The organism is Bacillus jepli, from assembly GCF_047238305.1.
GTDB lineage: Bacteria > Bacillota > Bacilli > Bacillales > Bacillaceae_L > Ferdinandcohnia.
The window spans coordinates 2663921-2679611 of the sequence record NZ_JBDFMO010000001.1 but is presented as its reverse complement, the minus strand read 5'-3'; the positions used below and the strand labels follow the sequence as shown (position 1 = coordinate 2679611).

At 38.3% G+C, this 15691-nt stretch carries 16 protein-coding genes; 1 reads left to right on the top strand and 15 read right to left on the bottom strand.

Features of this window, described 5'->3' with window-relative positions:
* Positions 1-17: 17 nt before the first annotated feature.
* The 8 genes from ABC371_RS13655 to rpsU all read right to left on the bottom strand — a co-directional run bounded on the left by ABC371_RS13655 (position 18) and on the right by rpsU (position 6310).
* Positions 18-989 (bottom strand): PhoH family protein, encoded by a 972-nt coding sequence (locus ABC371_RS13655; RefSeq protein WP_412897291.1) that lies wholly within the window; start codon positions 987-989, stop codon positions 18-20.
* Between the two features lie 3 nt (positions 990-992).
* Positions 993-2180: a sporulation protein YqfD gene (gene yqfD / locus ABC371_RS13650; protein ID WP_412897290.1), complete on the bottom strand. Its 1188-nt coding sequence runs from the start codon at positions 2178-2180 to the stop codon at positions 993-995.
* 25 nt (positions 2181-2205) lie between these two features.
* Complete coding sequence (gene yqfC, locus ABC371_RS13645; protein ID WP_116351522.1) at positions 2206-2490, bottom strand: sporulation protein YqfC; 285 nt, start codon at positions 2488-2490, stop codon at positions 2206-2208.
* A gap of 91 nt (positions 2491-2581) precedes the next feature.
* Positions 2582-3064, bottom strand: a complete 483-nt coding sequence (locus ABC371_RS13640) for a hypothetical protein (RefSeq protein WP_412897289.1) — start codon at positions 3062-3064, stop codon at positions 2582-2584.
* A 42-nt stretch (positions 3065-3106) separates the two neighbouring features.
* A complete protein-coding gene (gene floA, locus ABC371_RS13635; RefSeq protein ID WP_412897288.1) occupies positions 3107-4096 on the bottom strand; it encodes a flotillin-like protein FloA in 990 nt (329 codons plus the stop codon).
* 22 nt (positions 4097-4118) lie between these two features.
* Entirely contained in the window at positions 4119-5450 is a 1332-nt protein-coding gene (locus ABC371_RS13630) for an NfeD family protein (protein WP_412897287.1), read from the bottom strand.
* 223 nt (positions 5451-5673) lie between these two features.
* Positions 5674-6120, bottom strand: coding sequence for a GatB/YqeY domain-containing protein (locus ABC371_RS13625; protein WP_412897286.1), 447 nt, complete (start codon positions 6118-6120; stop codon positions 5674-5676).
* Positions 6121-6136: 16 nt separating this feature from the next.
* Positions 6137-6310, bottom strand: coding sequence for a 30S ribosomal protein S21 (rpsU, locus tag ABC371_RS13620; RefSeq protein WP_010678174.1), 174 nt, complete (start codon positions 6308-6310; stop codon positions 6137-6139).
* 341 nt (positions 6311-6651) lie between these two features.
* Here rpsU and ABC371_RS13615 point away from each other — a divergent pair, with 341 nt between their 5' ends.
* Positions 6652-7578, top strand: coding sequence for a Na/Pi symporter (locus tag ABC371_RS13615; RefSeq protein ID WP_412897285.1), 927 nt, complete (start codon positions 6652-6654; stop codon positions 7576-7578).
* Between the two features lie 34 nt (positions 7579-7612).
* Here ABC371_RS13615 and deoC read toward each other — a convergent pair whose 3' ends face one another.
* The 7 genes from deoC to grpE all read right to left on the bottom strand — a co-directional run bounded on the left by deoC (position 7613) and on the right by grpE (position 15680).
* The gene (gene deoC, locus ABC371_RS13610; protein ID WP_412899351.1) at positions 7613-8284 is read right to left on the bottom strand and encodes a deoxyribose-phosphate aldolase; all 672 of its coding nucleotides are present in this window, start codon (positions 8282-8284) and stop codon (positions 7613-7615) included.
* Positions 8285-8429: 145 nt separating this feature from the next.
* Positions 8430-9791 carry a tRNA (N(6)-L-threonylcarbamoyladenosine(37)-C(2))-methylthiotransferase MtaB gene (gene mtaB / locus ABC371_RS13605; protein WP_412897284.1) on the bottom strand — a complete coding sequence of 454 codons (1362 nt, stop codon included), beginning with the start codon at positions 9789-9791 and terminating at the stop codon, positions 8430-8432.
* Between the two features lie 5 nt (positions 9792-9796).
* Positions 9797-10540 (bottom strand): 16S rRNA (uracil(1498)-N(3))-methyltransferase, encoded by a 744-nt coding sequence (locus ABC371_RS13600; RefSeq protein WP_412897283.1) that lies wholly within the window; start codon positions 10538-10540, stop codon positions 9797-9799.
* Positions 10541-10568: 28 nt separating this feature from the next.
* A complete protein-coding gene (gene prmA, locus ABC371_RS13595; RefSeq protein ID WP_412897282.1) occupies positions 10569-11513 on the bottom strand; it encodes a 50S ribosomal protein L11 methyltransferase in 945 nt (314 codons plus the stop codon).
* 43 nt (positions 11514-11556) lie between these two features.
* Positions 11557-12687 carry a molecular chaperone DnaJ gene (dnaJ, locus tag ABC371_RS13590; protein ID WP_412897281.1) on the bottom strand — a complete coding sequence of 377 codons (1131 nt, stop codon included), beginning with the start codon at positions 12685-12687 and terminating at the stop codon, positions 11557-11559.
* A 392-nt stretch (positions 12688-13079) separates the two neighbouring features.
* Positions 13080-14918, bottom strand: a complete 1839-nt coding sequence (gene dnaK / locus ABC371_RS13585; RefSeq protein ID WP_412897280.1) for a molecular chaperone DnaK — start codon at positions 14916-14918, stop codon at positions 13080-13082.
* Between the two features lie 165 nt (positions 14919-15083).
* Positions 15084-15680 (bottom strand): nucleotide exchange factor GrpE, encoded by a 597-nt coding sequence (gene grpE / locus ABC371_RS13580; RefSeq protein ID WP_412897279.1) that lies wholly within the window; start codon positions 15678-15680, stop codon positions 15084-15086.
* Between the last annotated feature and the right edge of the window lie 11 nt (positions 15681-15691).

Below are 15691 nucleotides of genomic sequence, written 5' to 3'. Positions count from 1 at the left end.
CATTCCATGTGGGTCTTTTACTTCTGATCAGCTTCAACCTTTTCATACGCTTCAATAATACGTGCCACAAGAGGGTGACGTACAACATCTGACTGCTCCAAATAGATAAACGCAGAACCATATACATCCTTCAGGATATTCATTGCTTCACGTAAGCCAGATTTAACCCCTTTAGGTAAATCAATTTGCGAAATATCGCCTGTTATGACCATTTTAGAGCCAAAACCTAGCCGTGTCAAAAACATCTTCATTTGGGCCAATGTTGTATTTTGTGCTTCATCTAAGATGACGAAAGCATCATCAAGTGTACGCCCTCTCATATAGGCTAATGGGGCAATTTCAATGATTCCTCGTTCCATTAAACGTTCAGTATGCTCAGCACCAAGTACATCATGTAGTCCATCATATAAAGGACGTAAATATGGATCAACCTTTTCTTTTAAATCTCCTGGTAAAAATCCTAGGCTCTCACCTGCTTCAACAGCTGGACGAGTTAATATAATTCGTTTAACCTGCCCATTTTTTAAGGCATTTACTGCCATAACAACTGCCAAATAAGTCTTTCCAGTACCCGCTGGACCAATACCAAATACTAAATCATGCTGTTTAATGGCAGCCACGTATTGACGTTGCCCATGTGTTTTCACACGAATGGATTTACCTTTTGCCGTTTTTGTTATTTCTTCATCATATAATTCTTCAAACGAATCCAATTTTCCGCTTTTTGCCATTTGAATACAGTAAATAACATCCCGTTCACTTACACGTATTCCTTTTCGTATCACACCAAGAAGCTTTTCAATAATTTCCTCAACAAGTTGGACATTTGTTGGGTCACCTGAGACATGAAGTGCCTCACCTCTTGTGATGATTGAAACATTTAATTCTTCTTCAATTCTTTTAAGATGGAGATCATTGTTTCCAAATAAAACAAGGGCCTCGTTTGGATTTTCTAGTTGATGTTTACTCATTACTAAATCTTCTGACATCCTTTAGTCTCCTTGAACTAATGGTATCGTAGTGACGATATTCTCAATTACATTATATTTTATTTCCAATTTTACTTTACCATTGTTAATGGTTTGACGCAAAACTTTTTCTTCTTTAATTTCAGCATCACTGTCTAATTGTTGCTCTAATGTGTTTCTCCCGATATCTTTTGCGACCTCAATTGCCTCATTGTTTGTATAAGTTCTAGTGATTTTTTCACTTTCTCTCATTGTCTCTTTTTCATACGCAACTGGAAGTTCCCAATTAAAAAATTTGATATGTCTTTTATCCAATTCGGTTTGAAATTCCTTATATTCAATTTTTCCAAATCCCCAAATCGGAATACGTAAATTTCCTAAAGAGATATAATGTTTTATTTTATTATCCCCGGTTAGTACATCAAGTTTCGTTGTAATATCTACCGTAACCTCAGACTTGTACCAAGTTTCACCAAAAATTTTTCCACGTGCTGGTACATAAACTTCTTCGCCTTCTTTACCAATTTTACCACTAACTAAAAGATCCCCTTTTTTGACAAAATCATTTTCAGCAACAACAGGCTTTCCTTCTTCCACAATTAGTTTCTTGATGGTCGCTTTTTTATTAGCCACCAGATTCCTTGGACTAAACTGTTCTGGAGGTTCTGGTTGATTCTTTTCAACTACTTCAAAATGATAGGTCGTCCCATTTAATTCCACACCTATCCATGTAATATCAGTAATGGCATCTTCTAAGTGGCGTTGCAATGATTCATTATCCTCAATAAAAAATTGCAATTTACCTCTTTCTACTCCAAGCTTTTTCAATTCTTGAATAATGCGATGCTCGGTTTCAGGTTTAGCTCCTTTCACCTCTATACCCCAAACCATATTTGACAAAATTGTCACAATGATAAAAAAGGATATTGCTCCAATTAAAAATCCACTATTGTATAAAGCCTTTTGAACGAGAAATGGTAATCCTTTTTTTCCAATGAATCGAAGTTTACAATCATTTTTACGAACAACTCGTCTAATTTTTTTTATATCTTTTAAATACATGGAGAAGCTCAGGCTATGGGTGCCCGGCTTCTTCACATCCCATACTACAATCCCCTGTCTAACACATTCATTTACAAAACGCTCTGTCCCTTTTCCTGTAATAACAGCCTTGACACTCCCACTAAAAAAGTGCATCCAATGGTTTTTCATGCTTATCCCCCTAGTGTTTCATGTTTCATTTCTCGATATATTGCACATGTTCGATCTTTCCCTCGAGCATTATTTCCTCAGGTAATATCGTTTTTATAACAAATGCCTTACCCCTTATTAGAAGTTGTCCTTGTTTCAGTAATAACCGTACTTCTTTATCTGAAAATGTTAATAATCCACGATGATTTTCTATGTAAATATGTAATTGGCCAATCATAGTTATTCTAGGAAGATCCATCATGACGTCAGCAGGAAGTTCCATCTTGTTTGTGATCCATCTTTTCATGCGTTGTCCTAGGTTTTTAGGCATAACAAAGAACCCCCTTTCAACTCATGTTTATGAGTAAAAGGGGGTTCATAGAACATATTTTATACGGGAGTACTATATCCGTAAACAAATATTAACGACGGGTTTGGTACGGTTTTTTGGCTCTTGGTGGACCAAGAATTTCGGACCAAATAATCCCTTCAACGACCTTATTTTTTGAAAAGCTTTTGACAGCCTTATGTTGTGAAGTAACTTCTAATGGTTTAATAATCGTTTGAATTGGTTCTTCGTCCTGTGTTGTTGTTTCATTGTAAGTTCCCTTTTCTTGAAGCTCTTGATAACGTTCATAAAACGTGTTTGGAACATGTGAATCCGAAACCATCTCAGGAGCAGGTTCTATATAATCATACTTTGTCTCAGCCTGATAATCTTTTTTTTCAGGTTTTGGTTCTTGGTCAAATGGATTAAACTGCTTCGGCAGTGGAATTTGAGTCGTAGGCTCTTTTTTACCACTCGCAAAACGTTTAAACGCATTAATAAAAAATCCAAATATGACAATCAAAATCAAGGGATTTGACATAATAAAGTCAATTAACTCATTTATAGGTGAATCCAAAGTGTAAACCTCCTTTCAAGTTTTGAGGTTTATTCATGATTATTATTTTTGATCTTCATCGTCGGTAAGTGTGCTTTTACCAATAGAATCTCTCATATCAGTGTCAGCCATGATATTTTTTAGATTTGTATAATCAAGTACACCAAGGTTACCAGAACGTAATGCTTCTGCCATTGCTAAAGGTACTTCAGCCTCCGCCTCCACAACCTTCGCTTTCATTTCTTCTACACGAGCGCGCATTTCTTGTTCACTAGCAACCGCCATTGCACGACGTTCTTCCGCTTTCGCTTGCGCAATTTTCTTGTCAGCTTCTGCTTGGTCTGTTTGGAGCACAGCACCAATGTTCTTACCAATATCAATGTCCGCGATATCAATGGAAAGGATTTCGAAAGCAGTACCTGCATCGAGTCCTTTAGCTAAAACCGTTTGAGAAATCATATCTGGATTTTCGAGAACCTTTTTGTGGTCCGTTTGTGAACCTATTGTACTAACAATACCTTCTCCTACACGGGCGATAACAGTTTCTTCCCCTGCCCCCCCGACTAAGCGGTCAATATTAGCACGAACTGTGATACGTGCTTTCGCTTTTACTTCAATACCATCCATCGCAACACCTGATATAAATGGCGTTTCGATTACTTTTGGGTTGACGCTCATTTGGACAGCTTCTAACACGTCACGACCGGCTAAGTCGATTGCAGCTGCTCTTTCAAATGTTAATTCAATGTTTGCACGTTGTGCAGCGATTAATGCATTTACAACACGGTCAACATTACCACCTGCTAAATAGTGACTCTCTAATTGGTTAGTATTAAGATTTAAGCCCGCTTTTTGAGCCTTAATTAACGGGATAATAACACGGTTCGGAATAACCCGACGTAACCTCATCCCGATTAATGTAAAGATACTTACACGGACACCAGCAGCCAGTGCTGAAATCCATAGTGCAACTGGCACAAATGTAAATAGTACAGCCAATAAAATAATAGCGAGTGCAACCAATATTAAAATTGTAATCATACCTGTTGGCATACTTTCTTCCTCCTACTTGTTTTTATTTATTAATATCAGGAACTTCCCGAACAACAATTCGAGAACCTTCTGTTTTAATAACTTCTATTTTTGTATTTTTCTCAATGTAGTTGCCTTGTGTGACAACATCAAGTCTTTCATCATTGATAATGGCAGTGCCAGAAGGTCTTAATGTGGTAAATGCTATGCCTTGTTTTCCGATTAAATCATCACGATTCTTATTTGAAACATACCCACTCTCAGAATTGGTAGAATCGAAAAGAATAATCTTTTTAAATGCATGTAGTTTCTTTCCAAATATCTTCACTAAAATAATCGATACAACAATTGTAGCTACTAATGCTACTAAAAGTGAAATGCTAATTACCATCATACTACTTCCAGCTAAGAAAAAGCTCGTTAAAATTGCCCCTAATCCAATCAAGCCTATAATCCCCCCAGGCAAAACAAACTCCAGTAAAATTAAAACAATTCCCACTACAAAAAGAATAATGGATTCTAATCCAGCTAGTCCGGCTACTAAATGCCCATAGAAAAAGAGCAATAGTGCTGATATCCCCATTATACCAGGAATACCGAAACCAGGTGAGTATAATTCAACAACTAGCCCTAAACTTCCAATGGTTAATAAGATTGATACAACAATTGGATTTGTAATAAAACGTGCGATTTTTTCTGCAAGGCTAAGTTCAGCTTGTTCAACAGCAGCTTTTTCGTAGCCTAGTGTCTTTAGTAAATCGGCTCTATCCTTTACAATCCCTTCAGTATAACCAACTGTAAGTGCCTGTTTGGCTGTTAAGGTAAGGAACTTTCCTTTTTCCGCACCTAGTTCTGGAAGGTCAATCTCTTTATCTGCCATTGCTAATGCATATATTGGATCACGACCATTGTTTTCTGCAGCACCTTTCATGGCTGACAACCAGTAGGAAACAGCTTTTTCGTCTGCCGTATTGCCTGCTTGGTCAATAATCCCAGCTGCGCCCATTCGACCATTATGAGACATATAGATTTTATCAGCATTTAATGCGATAAAAGCACCTGCTGAGATGGCATCGTTATTGACATATGCTACTGTAGGAATGGTTGAGTCTTGCATTCGTTTGCCGATTTGTGTTGCAGCATCAACTGCCCCACCAGGAGTATTTATTTCAAAAATAATGATGTCTGCTCCTTTATTCTCAGCGTCTGTAATGGAACGATCGATAAAAGCACTTAGCCCTTTTTCGACTGTTTCTTCTAACGGTATGATATACACCACTTGGTCTGCAGCACTAAAGCTCTTATTTGGCGTTAGTGTGAGAATGAATGGCAAGAGAATAACGGAGAGGTATAAAAGGATTCTCCACTTTTTCAAGGCATTCCCCCCTCTCAAATCTTTTCGTCATGATAGTATGTAATACGTTTGAAATGTGAAACAGGTTTCATATATTTCATGTTTCTATGCAAACTTTTTGTTGGCAATAGTTTCCTGTTATATGTATGTAATGTGAGGAGACGATTTAAAGAGTACATCCTTTCCATCGTACCTGATCTTCCAAATAAAGAAAAAACACCTTACACGATGTAAGGTGCTTTTGTTAAGATAATTGCTGTTGAACAAGTTTGTTTACGAGACCACCGTCTGCCTTCCCTTTTACCTTCGGCATAATAGCAGCCATCACTTTGCCCATGTCAGCCTTTGAAGAAGCATTGACCTCTTGCACTGTTTCTTTAACAATCTCAACAAGATCCTCTTCAGACAATTGTTCTGGAAGGTATACCTCTAATATCTCAATTTCATTTTGAATTTTATTAACAAGATCTTCACGACCAGCGTTACTAAATTCGCGGAGGGAATCTTTTCGTTGTTTTAGTTCACGAGTAAGAACTGTTAACTCTGCTTCCTCTGTAAGTTCACTGGTACCAAGCTTAATGCCTTCATTTTGAAGAGCAGCCTTTACCATTCGAATAACAGATAGCCTATCTTTTTCTTTATTCTTCATCGCTGTTTTCATATCATTATTCAAACGCTCGAGAAGACTCATAAAACTACACCCTCTTTTAGTATTTGCGCTTTCTAGCAGCTTCAGATTTCTTCTTACGCTTTACGCTAGGCTTTTCATAGAATTCGCGCTTTCTAGCTTCTTGAATTGTACCTGATTTAGATACAGTTCTTTTGAAGCGGCGAAGAGCATCTTCAAGCGATTCGTTTTTACGAACGACCGTTTTTGACATTCTAATTCCCTCCCTCCGAAAACAACCACTAACTCTAATTAAGACACATGTTCTATTTCATTTTCTAAGTGTCGATCGAAAAAAATCGTCGAAAAAATAAACATGTACTTTGCAATTATAATATATGCATGATTTTTGGTCAACTGTAATTCACGATAGTGTCACTAGAAATCATGTCTTTACTACTAGTTTTGATAATTTTTTTGCTGTTATTCCTGCTAAATCCTATCTTTTGGTTAATTGATTACCATTCCCATTTATTTTTTCTTAATAAGTTAAAAAATTTGAAGTAGTCATTTTCACGTATCCTTGTCCATACAATGAGATAGGGGTGAGAATGCATGATTGAACTTATATCGTTATTTGCTGTATTTATTGCGATCTTTTTATTTGGTATGACCGTGATGAGGACAGGCCTTTATAATCTTACCGGAGATAAGCTAAAAGTTTTGCTGATTCGTTTTACTGATACACCTTTTAAGGGATTATTAACTGGAACAATCATTACAGCCATTATCCACAGTAGCTCTGCTGTTATGGTGCTTGTTGTTGGGTTAATTGCAACAGGATATTTAACTTTTAAGCAATCCATTGGGATCATTCTTGGGACCAATATTGGAACAACCTTTACAGCAGAAATGATAACCTTTGATATTTTTGAGTGGATTGTTCCGATTTTAATTTTAGGCTTTTTATGTTTGCTAATTAGTAATCAACAAGTGTTTAGCTTTGGTGCTTTTTTATTTGGGTTAGGATGCATGTTTGTAGCGATGAATGGATTTGAGCAGCTAGCAGGGCCAATCTCTCAATTCCCATCTATTCATACTTTTTTTCAGCAAACAAATGAAAGTAGTATTTTCGGGGTTGGTGTTGGGACTATTTTAACTTCTATCATACAATCTAGTACTGCCACAACCGGAATCATTATGGGTTTTATGAATGAACAGTTACTTACTTTAAATGCAGGGGTTGCTGTTTTACTTGGAGCGAATATTGGAACATGTATTACTGCTTATATTGCGAGTCTTGGAAGTAGACACGAAGCAAAATTAGCAGCATATGCTCATATCTGGATCAATGTTCTAGGTGTCATTTTATTTTTCCCGTTCATAAATATACTAGGTAAAGTCGCAATGTTGCTCACATCACATCCTGATGTTCAAATCGCCCATGTTAGCTTAATATTCAATGTTCTTACGTCTCTACTGTTTTTACCTTTTGCTGGGGTATTAACGAAATTTATCATGAAAATCCACAGAACTGCATAGAAAAGCTGGCCTTTTGGGCCAGCTCTAAGTGTTATTAATAATCAGAAGAGCCTGTTAGTCCGTTAACAATGGCTACTCCTGAACTTGCGCCAATTCTTGTCGCCCCTGCGTCAATCATATCTTGAGTGCCTTTAGCGTCACGAACTCCACCAGACGCTTTTACGCCGATATCCGGTCCGACAGTTTTACGCATTAAACGAATGTCTTCCACTGTTGCTCCACCGGTTGAGAAGCCTGTTGATGTTTTCACAAAATCAGCACCGGCTTTAACGGCAAGCTCACATGCTCTTACTTTTTCCTCATCTGTTAGTAAACATGTTTCAATTATAACCTTTGTAAGTGCTTTGCCTTTAGCGGCTTCTACAACAGCGCGGATATCTGTTTCAACTAACTCATCATTTTGATCCTTAAGAGCACCAATATTGATCACCATATCTACCTCTGTTGCGCCTTTTTCAATAGCATCCTTTGTTTCAAATGCTTTCGTTGCTGACGTACTCGCTCCTAATGGAAATCCAATAACAGTGCAAACCTTCACTTCAGAATCCTTTAGCAGGTTTGCCGCTGTTTCAACCCATGTTGGGTTTACACAAACAGACATGAATCCATATTCCTTCGCCTCTGCACAAAGTTTTTCAATCTGTGTTTTCGTTGTATCTGCTTTTAATGCTGTATGATCAATCATCTTTGCAATGTTCGTCATTATGTAAGTCTCCTTTTACCTTTTAGTTGTACGTACCTCTATCATCATATCATTTGTTTCAATGGGTGGCTAGCACCTAAACAGTTTTATTATGCGATAAAAAAAAGAAGCTAATCAAGTGATTAACTTCTTTTCGTCTGTTTTTATATTACGCAGTCGTTCTTGCTTCTTCTGATTGAATCGGAAGGTCTTCTGCGACTTTTACAAATTGACCAGCGTTATAAGGGTAGCCGGCTTTGGTAATTTTTACTTTCACGATTTTACCTATCATATCTTCTGTTGCATCGAATTTCACTTTTAGATAATTGTCGGTATAGCCAATATATAAACCACTTGTTGGGTCATCCTTGTCTAGCTCCTCAGGAATAACTTCTAATACTTCCCCTTCGTAATTAGATGCATATTCCTTAGCTAATTGGTCGGATAGTGAAATCAGACGGTGTACGCGCTCATTTTTCACTTCTTCATCAATTTGGTCTTCCATTCGTGCCGCTGGTGTACCTGTACGCTTAGAGTATGGGAAAACGTGTAATTCAGAGAATTTATGTTCCTTTACAAAATTATAAGTTTCCATAAACTCTTCTTCTGTCTCACCAGGGAAGCCAACAATAACATCAGATGTTAACGCTAAGCCTGGTAATGCTTGGCGTAGTTTTGTTAAACGCTCAGCAAAGAATTCCATCGTATATTTACGTCTCATACGTTTTAACACAGTATTTGAACCTGATTGCAATGGAACGTGTAAATGTCTTACTACTTTTGTTGATTGATCAAGTACCTCGATAATCTCGTCGGTAATTTGGCTAGCCTCGATAGAAGAAATACGAATTCTCTTAAGACCGATGACCTTAGATTCTAGGTCACGTAAAAGAGCAGCTAGATTATAATCCTTCATATCTTCACCATATCCACCAGTATGGATACCAGTTAAGACAATCTCTTTATACCCTGCATTTACAAGCTGTTGTGCTTGTTTAATTACTTCTTCCGGATCACGAGAACGCATTAAACCACGAGCCCATGGAATGATACAGAAGGTGCAGAAATTGTTACATCCTTCTTGAATTTTCAATGAGGCACGTGTACGGTCTGTAAATGAAGGCACATCAAGTTCTTCATATACACGCGTTTTCATGATATTACCTACTCCATTAATCGGGGTACGCTCTTGCTTGTATTGCTCAATATATTCAAGCATTTTCTTTCGATCCTGGGTTCCTACAACAATATCAACGCCAGGGATTGCCATGATTTCTGCTGGTGATGTTTGCGCATAGCAGCCGGTAACACAAATAACAGCATCAGGATTTTTACGTATTGCTCTACGTATAACCTGTCTACTCTTTTTATCTCCTGTATTTGTAACCGTACAAGTATTGATCACATACACATCAGCAGTACTTTCAAACTCGGTACGCTCATAGCCGTTTTCTTTAAAAAGCTGCCAAATTGCTTCTGTTTCATAATGATTTACTTTACATCCTAATGTATGGAATGCAACTAATGACATTATTGTCACCTCGCTAATTCAAAATAATATGACACAGCTGATAAAACGTATAATGGTGCTGTCTCAGTTCGTAAAATTCTAGGACCAAAGCTACAGGAAATAAATTCATTCTCTATTAATGTTTCTACCTCTTTTTCGGTTAGGCCACCTTCAGGTCCAATCACAACAAAAAGAGATTCCCCATGTTTTAATTGCGATAATACACGTGTAAGATTTGAACTCTCACCACGCTTTGCATCCTCTTCATAAGCCACTACTTTATAAGTATAGGACTGACTAAAAGACAATAATTCCTTAAAAGATAAAGGTTTAGTTACATTAGGAATCATTGCACGATGCGATTGCTCTGCTGCTTCCTTTGCAATTTTCTCCCAACGTTCTACCTTTTTTTGCCCCTTTTTTTCATCCCATTTGACAATTGAACGAGCCGCAACAAAAGGGACAAACTCAGATGCCCCAAGCTCCGCCCCTTTTTGGATTACATATTCAAGCTTGTCCCCTTTTGGCAATCCGCTTGCAATACAAACCTTAATGGGGAGCTCATTCGAGTTCTTTACCCATTCTACAACATTGGCTAAAACCATATCATTGGTAATTTCAGTAATTGCACAAAGTGCTACTCTTCCATTATAGCAACAAAAAATGGTGTCTCCAACTGACATTCTCATGACTCGCGTTATATGGTGAACATCCTCACCGATAATTTCAGCTTGGGTTTCACTCATTTGGTCGACGAAATACCGTTGCATCTACTTTTCCACCACCTGCAAGAATCCTTTACTCACTTTTCTTTCTAGCGATCATGGATACCCAGTCTTCCATAACGAGTACTTCCTCAATAATGAATCCAGATGCTAAAAGATGATCCTTTACTTCTTGTTTTTTCGTATTAATGATTCCAGATACAATGAAAGCACCATTTGGTTTTAGGATTTTTGCTGCGTCGTCAGTAAAACGAACAATGATTTCAGCAAGAATATTTGCCACAATGAGATCCACTGGTCCTTCTATATTATCAAGCAGATTATTTTGTGATACCGTAACTACTTCATGCACTTTGTTTAATTTTATATTCAGTTTTGCACTCTCAACGGCTACCGTATCTAAATCTAGCGCCTTGATAGATCCTGCACCAAGCATTGCAGCAGCAATACTTAAAACACCTGAGCCAGTTCCAACATCGATAATTGTATCTCCCTTTTCCACAGTACGTTCAAGTGCCTGAATACTCATGACAGTTGTAGGATGTGTACCTGTTCCAAAAGCCATTCCAGGATCTAACTCGATAATCAATTCATCACTATGAACAGGCTCATACATTTCCCATGTTGGTACAATCGTGAATTTCTCCGAGATTTTTACAGGGTGATAATATTTTTTCCATGCTGTAGCCCATTCTTCTTCATGAACTTCACTAATGGTGATTTTATTATGACCCAAATCAATATCAAAAAGTAAAAGATTGTTAATAGCTTCTTTTATTTCATCCACCGTTTCGCCTAGGAAGCTATTGACGGGAAGGTATGCTTTTACGATTACACCTTCTTCAGGATAATCATCAGGATTAAGTTGGTAGATCTCACCAAACACATTTTCACGTTCCTTTGTTAGGTCAAATGGATCTTCAATCACAACTCCACTGGCACCTGCTTCATGAAGAATATTCGATATTGGCTCCACCGCCTCCTGTGTTGTGTGAATGCTAATTTCAGACCATTTCAATTCTACCAACTCCAATCCTATTTCTATACTACTCGTTTCTATACTACTCGCCTTTAAATGCTCGTTTTACTTTCGAAAAAAAATTATCATGCTGCTCATCCGGAGATTCATTACCGCCTATTTCTGTGAATTCACGAAGCAATTGTTTTTGCTTTTCTGTAAGCTTTGTTGGGGTAATAACACGAACGCGAATGTGTTGGTCTCCTTGACCATATCCACGTACATTCGGTACACCCTTGCCGCGAAGACGGAAATTCGTTCCAGTTTGTGTACCCGCAGGAATTTTAAGTTTAACCTTTCCATGTAGGGTAGGTACTTCAATTTCATCACCTAATGCGGCTTGCGCAAAGGTTAATGGCATTTCACAGTAGATATCGTCTCCATCCCGCTCGAAAAATTCATGGGAACGCACATGGAACACAACATATAAATCTCCTGGAGGTCCTCCGTTTACACCTGGCTCACCCTGACCTGCGACACGAAGTTGTTGACCATCATCAATACCAGCTGGAATCTTAACATGAATTTTTTTGCGTTTTTTCACCTTGCCTGAGCCACCACATGTTGAACATTTATTCTTAATAAATTTTCCTGTTCCACTACAGTGGTGGCAGACACGTCTATTCACAATTCTCCCAAATGCAGTGTTTTGCTCGACATTGATTTGACCTGAACCACCACAGTGTGAACAAGTTTCTGGTTTTGTACCAGATTTTGCACCTGAACCATGACACGTCGAACATTCTTCTTCTCTTGGGATTTCAATGTCTGTTTCTTTCCCAAAAACAGCCTCTTCAAACTGTAATGTCATCGTGTATTGTAAATCTGCCCCTTGACGAGGTGCATTTGGGTCTCTTCTCCTTGTTCCACCACCAAAAATAGAACTGAAGATGTCTTCGAAACCAAAACCACCGCCAAAATCTGAACCTCCTCCAAAACCACCAAAGCCTTGGTTTGGATCTGTATGACCAAATTGGTCATAATGGGCACGTTTGTTATCATCTGTTAAGTTATCATATGCTTCTGTAATTTCTTTAAACTTATCAGCAGCATCTGCTTCTTTATTGATATCGGGGTGATATTTTTTAGATAATTTTCGATATGCCTTTTTTATTTCATCTTTGCTTGCATCTTTTGAAACCCCGAGTACCTCATAATAATCTCTTTTACTCATAAAATCCACTCCCGCATCATTCACATAAAGAATATTGTATCATTTCCCTTTACAAAATGGCAATAATACATATGTTACTAAATCAAATGCGCCTTGGCATATTTGCGCCCAGATTTTTTGGGCCCACACGAGGTGGGTCACAAAGACGTTGCCACAGGAAGTGGCGTCCTTAGTCTTTGATCTTAAGCTCGAAAGCTCACCTTTGAAAATCTGTGGCATCCGCCGGAGGCTTTAACTTTATTTAGCCGTGGTTTGAACCCCGGTTATTTTATTAACTCTTAAAACATTCTTCTACACTAAAAAGTAGTGGACTACCGCTAAATAAAGTAAAAAAGCCAAAGCCAAGACAGGCCTGACTTCGACTTTTTAAACTTTGATTCTTCGTTTTTTTATTATTTATCGTCGTTTACTTCTTCGTATTCAGCGTCTACTACATTATCGTCTTTACCTTGGTTCGCACCTTCTGCTCCTTGCGCACCCTGAGCACCTTGTGCTTGTTGCTGAGCTTGCTCATAAAGTTTCACTGAAAGCTGTTGAACGATTTCTTGTAGAGCGTCTTTCTTCGCTTTTATTTCGTCAAGATCATTTTTCTCGATTGCTTGTTTTAATGCCTCTTTAGCTTCATTTGCTTTTTCAACTTCAGCAGCATCTACTTTGCCTTCTAGATCTTTAAGTGTTTTTTCAGTAGTGAACACTAATTGATCTGCCTCATTACGAAGTTCAACTTCTTCTTTTCGCTTCTTGTCGGCTTCCGCATTTTCTTCAGCCTCACGAACCATACGTTCAACTTCATCGTCAGATAAGCCTGAAGATGATTGAATTGTAATAGCTTGTTCTTTGTTTGTACCAAGATCTTTGGCACGAACATTAACAATACCATTCTTATCGATATCAAATGTAACTTCGATTTGTGGTACACCACGTGGTGCTGGTGGAATATCTGTTAATTGGAAGCGACCTAATGTTTTGTTGTCAGCTGCCATTTGACGTTCTCCTTGAAGCACGTGGATATCAACAGCTGTTTGATTATCCGCAGCAGTTGAGAATACTTGAGACTTACTTGTTGGAATTGTTGTATTACGGTCGATTAATCGAGTAAATACGCCACCCATTGTTTCGATTCCAAGTGATAATGGTGTTACGTCTAAAAGTACTACGTCCTTAACATCACCAGTCAATACTCCACCTTGAATAGCGGCACCTAATGCAACAACTTCGTCTGGGTTAACCCCTTTATGTGGTTCCTTACCAGTTTCTTTCTTAATGGCTTCTTGAACAGCTGGAATACGAGTTGAACCACCAACAAGGATTACTTTATCGATTTCACTAGCTGAAAGACCAGCATCTTGAAGGGCACGGCGAGTTGGTCCCATTGTACGCTCAACAAGTCCTGCTGAAAGCTCTTCAAATTTCGCACGAGTTAAGTTTACTTCTAAGTGAAGTGGTCCTGCTTCTCCTGCTGTGATAAATGGAAGCGAAATTTGTGTTGAAGTAACACCTGATAAATCTTTCTTCGCTTTTTCAGCAGCATCTTTCAAACGTTGTAATGCCATTTTATCTTTAGATAAATCAATACCATTTTCTTTTTTGAATTGGTCTACTAAATAATCGATGATTACTTGGTCAAAGTCATCTCCACCTAGACGATTGTCACCAGCAGTTGACTTAACTTCGAATACTCCGTCACCAAGTTCAAGGATGGAAACGTCGAATGTTCCACCACCAAGGTCATACACAAGAATTGTTTGATCTTCCTCTGTTTTATCTAAACCATATGCAAGAGCAGCTGCAGTTGGTTCGTTGATAATACGTTCAACTTCAAGACCAGCAATTCGACCTGCATCTTTTGTTGCTTGACGTTCGGCGTCATTAAAATATGCTGGAACTGTGATAACAGCTTTCGTTACTTTTTCCCCAAGATATTCTTCAGCATAAGATTTGAAGTATTGAAGAAGAATAGCAGATACCTCTTGAGGAGTATATTGCTTACCTTCGATTTCAACCTTGTAATCTGTTCCCATGTGGCGTTTGATAGACATAATTGTGTTTGGGTTTGTGATAGCTTGACGCTTTGCTACCTCTCCAATTTGTCTTTCGCCATTTTTAAATGAAACAACAGATGGAGTTGTACGGTTACCTTCTGGATTTGGAATAACCTTTGCTTCTCCACCTTCCATAACAGCAACACATGAGTTTGTTGTACCTAAATCTATACCAATGATTTTACTCATGGAAATTCCTCCTTAATTTGAACAAAACTTTGATTTTTCTGATGTCTAGCTTCAGGTGCCATCGGCTCTCTGGTCATAAGCCAATCGCTTCGGAAGGTAAAAAGCACCTTCTGTCAGCGCTCATCTTATGCTTGTCGCCGATAGGCGGGCACCTTGCGCTTTTCGTTATTCATTTACCTTAACCATTGAAGGACGTAAAACTCGATCTTTAAGTTTATATCCTTTTTGGAACTCTTCTAAGACCACATTGGATTCGGCATCCGGTTCACTTACCTGCATAACTGCTTGATGCACATTTGGGTCAAATTGTTTTCCAACTGATTCGATAGCTTCAACCCCTTCTTTTTTCAGGGCATCGATAATGCTACGGTATACCATTTCCACGCCTTGCATAATGGATTTTGCTTGTTCATTTGTTGCTTCTACTTGAAGTGCCCTCTCAAAATTATCAAGAGCCGGCAGCAAATCATTTACAAGACTTTGAGCTCTATATGTAGCAGCTGTTTCTTGATCTAAGCGAGCACGTCTCTTAAAGTTTTCAAAGTCGGCAACCTGACGCAAAATGCGATTTTCTGCCTCTTCTAGCTTAGCCTCAAGTTCTGCGATTTTATCATTGGCTTTCGAAAGTTCGGCATTCACATCATAATCTTGTTCTTCTACTAACTCTGCTTCAGCCTGTTCAATCGTTTCTACCACATCATGATCTACGTTTGCTTCTTCTACTTCAATTTCTTCCTTCACTACTTTATTCTCGTTAGCCAATACACTCACCT

What these genes read in the sequence shown, in the direction of transcription:
- ABC371_RS13625 (WP_412897286.1), bottom strand. Translation starts at nt 6,120, where the DNA reads ATGAGTCTTCTCGAGCGTTTGAATAATGATATGAAAACAGCGATGAAG.
- yqfD (WP_412897290.1), bottom strand. Translation starts at nt 2,180, where the DNA reads ATGAAAAACCATTGGATGCACTTTTTTAGTGGGAGTGTCAAGGCTGTT.
- mtaB (WP_412897284.1), bottom strand. Translation starts at nt 9,791, where the DNA reads ATGTCATTAGTTGCATTCCATACATTAGGATGTAAAGTAAATCATTAT.
- rpsU (WP_010678174.1), bottom strand. Translation starts at nt 6,310, where the DNA reads ATGTCAAAAACGGTCGTTCGTAAAAACGAATCGCTTGAAGATGCTCTT.
- ABC371_RS13600 (WP_412897283.1), bottom strand. Translation starts at nt 10,540, where the DNA reads ATGCAACGGTATTTCGTCGACCAAATGAGTGAAACCCAAGCTGAAATT.
- ABC371_RS13615 (WP_412897285.1), top strand. Translation starts at nt 6,652, where the DNA reads ATGATTGAACTTATATCGTTATTTGCTGTATTTATTGCGATCTTTTTA.
- yqfC (WP_116351522.1), bottom strand. Translation starts at nt 2,490, where the DNA reads ATGCCTAAAAACCTAGGACAACGCATGAAAAGATGGATCACAAACAAG.
- ABC371_RS13655 (WP_412897291.1), bottom strand. Translation starts at nt 989, where the DNA reads ATGTCAGAAGATTTAGTAATGAGTAAACATCAACTAGAAAATCCAAAC.
- dnaK (WP_412897280.1), bottom strand. Translation starts at nt 14,918, where the DNA reads ATGAGTAAAATCATTGGTATAGATTTAGGTACAACAAACTCATGTGTT.
- floA (WP_412897288.1), bottom strand. Translation starts at nt 4,096, where the DNA reads ATGCCAACAGGTATGATTACAATTTTAATATTGGTTGCACTCGCTATT.
- dnaJ (WP_412897281.1), bottom strand. Translation starts at nt 12,687, where the DNA reads ATGAGTAAAAGAGATTATTATGAGGTACTCGGGGTTTCAAAAGATGCA.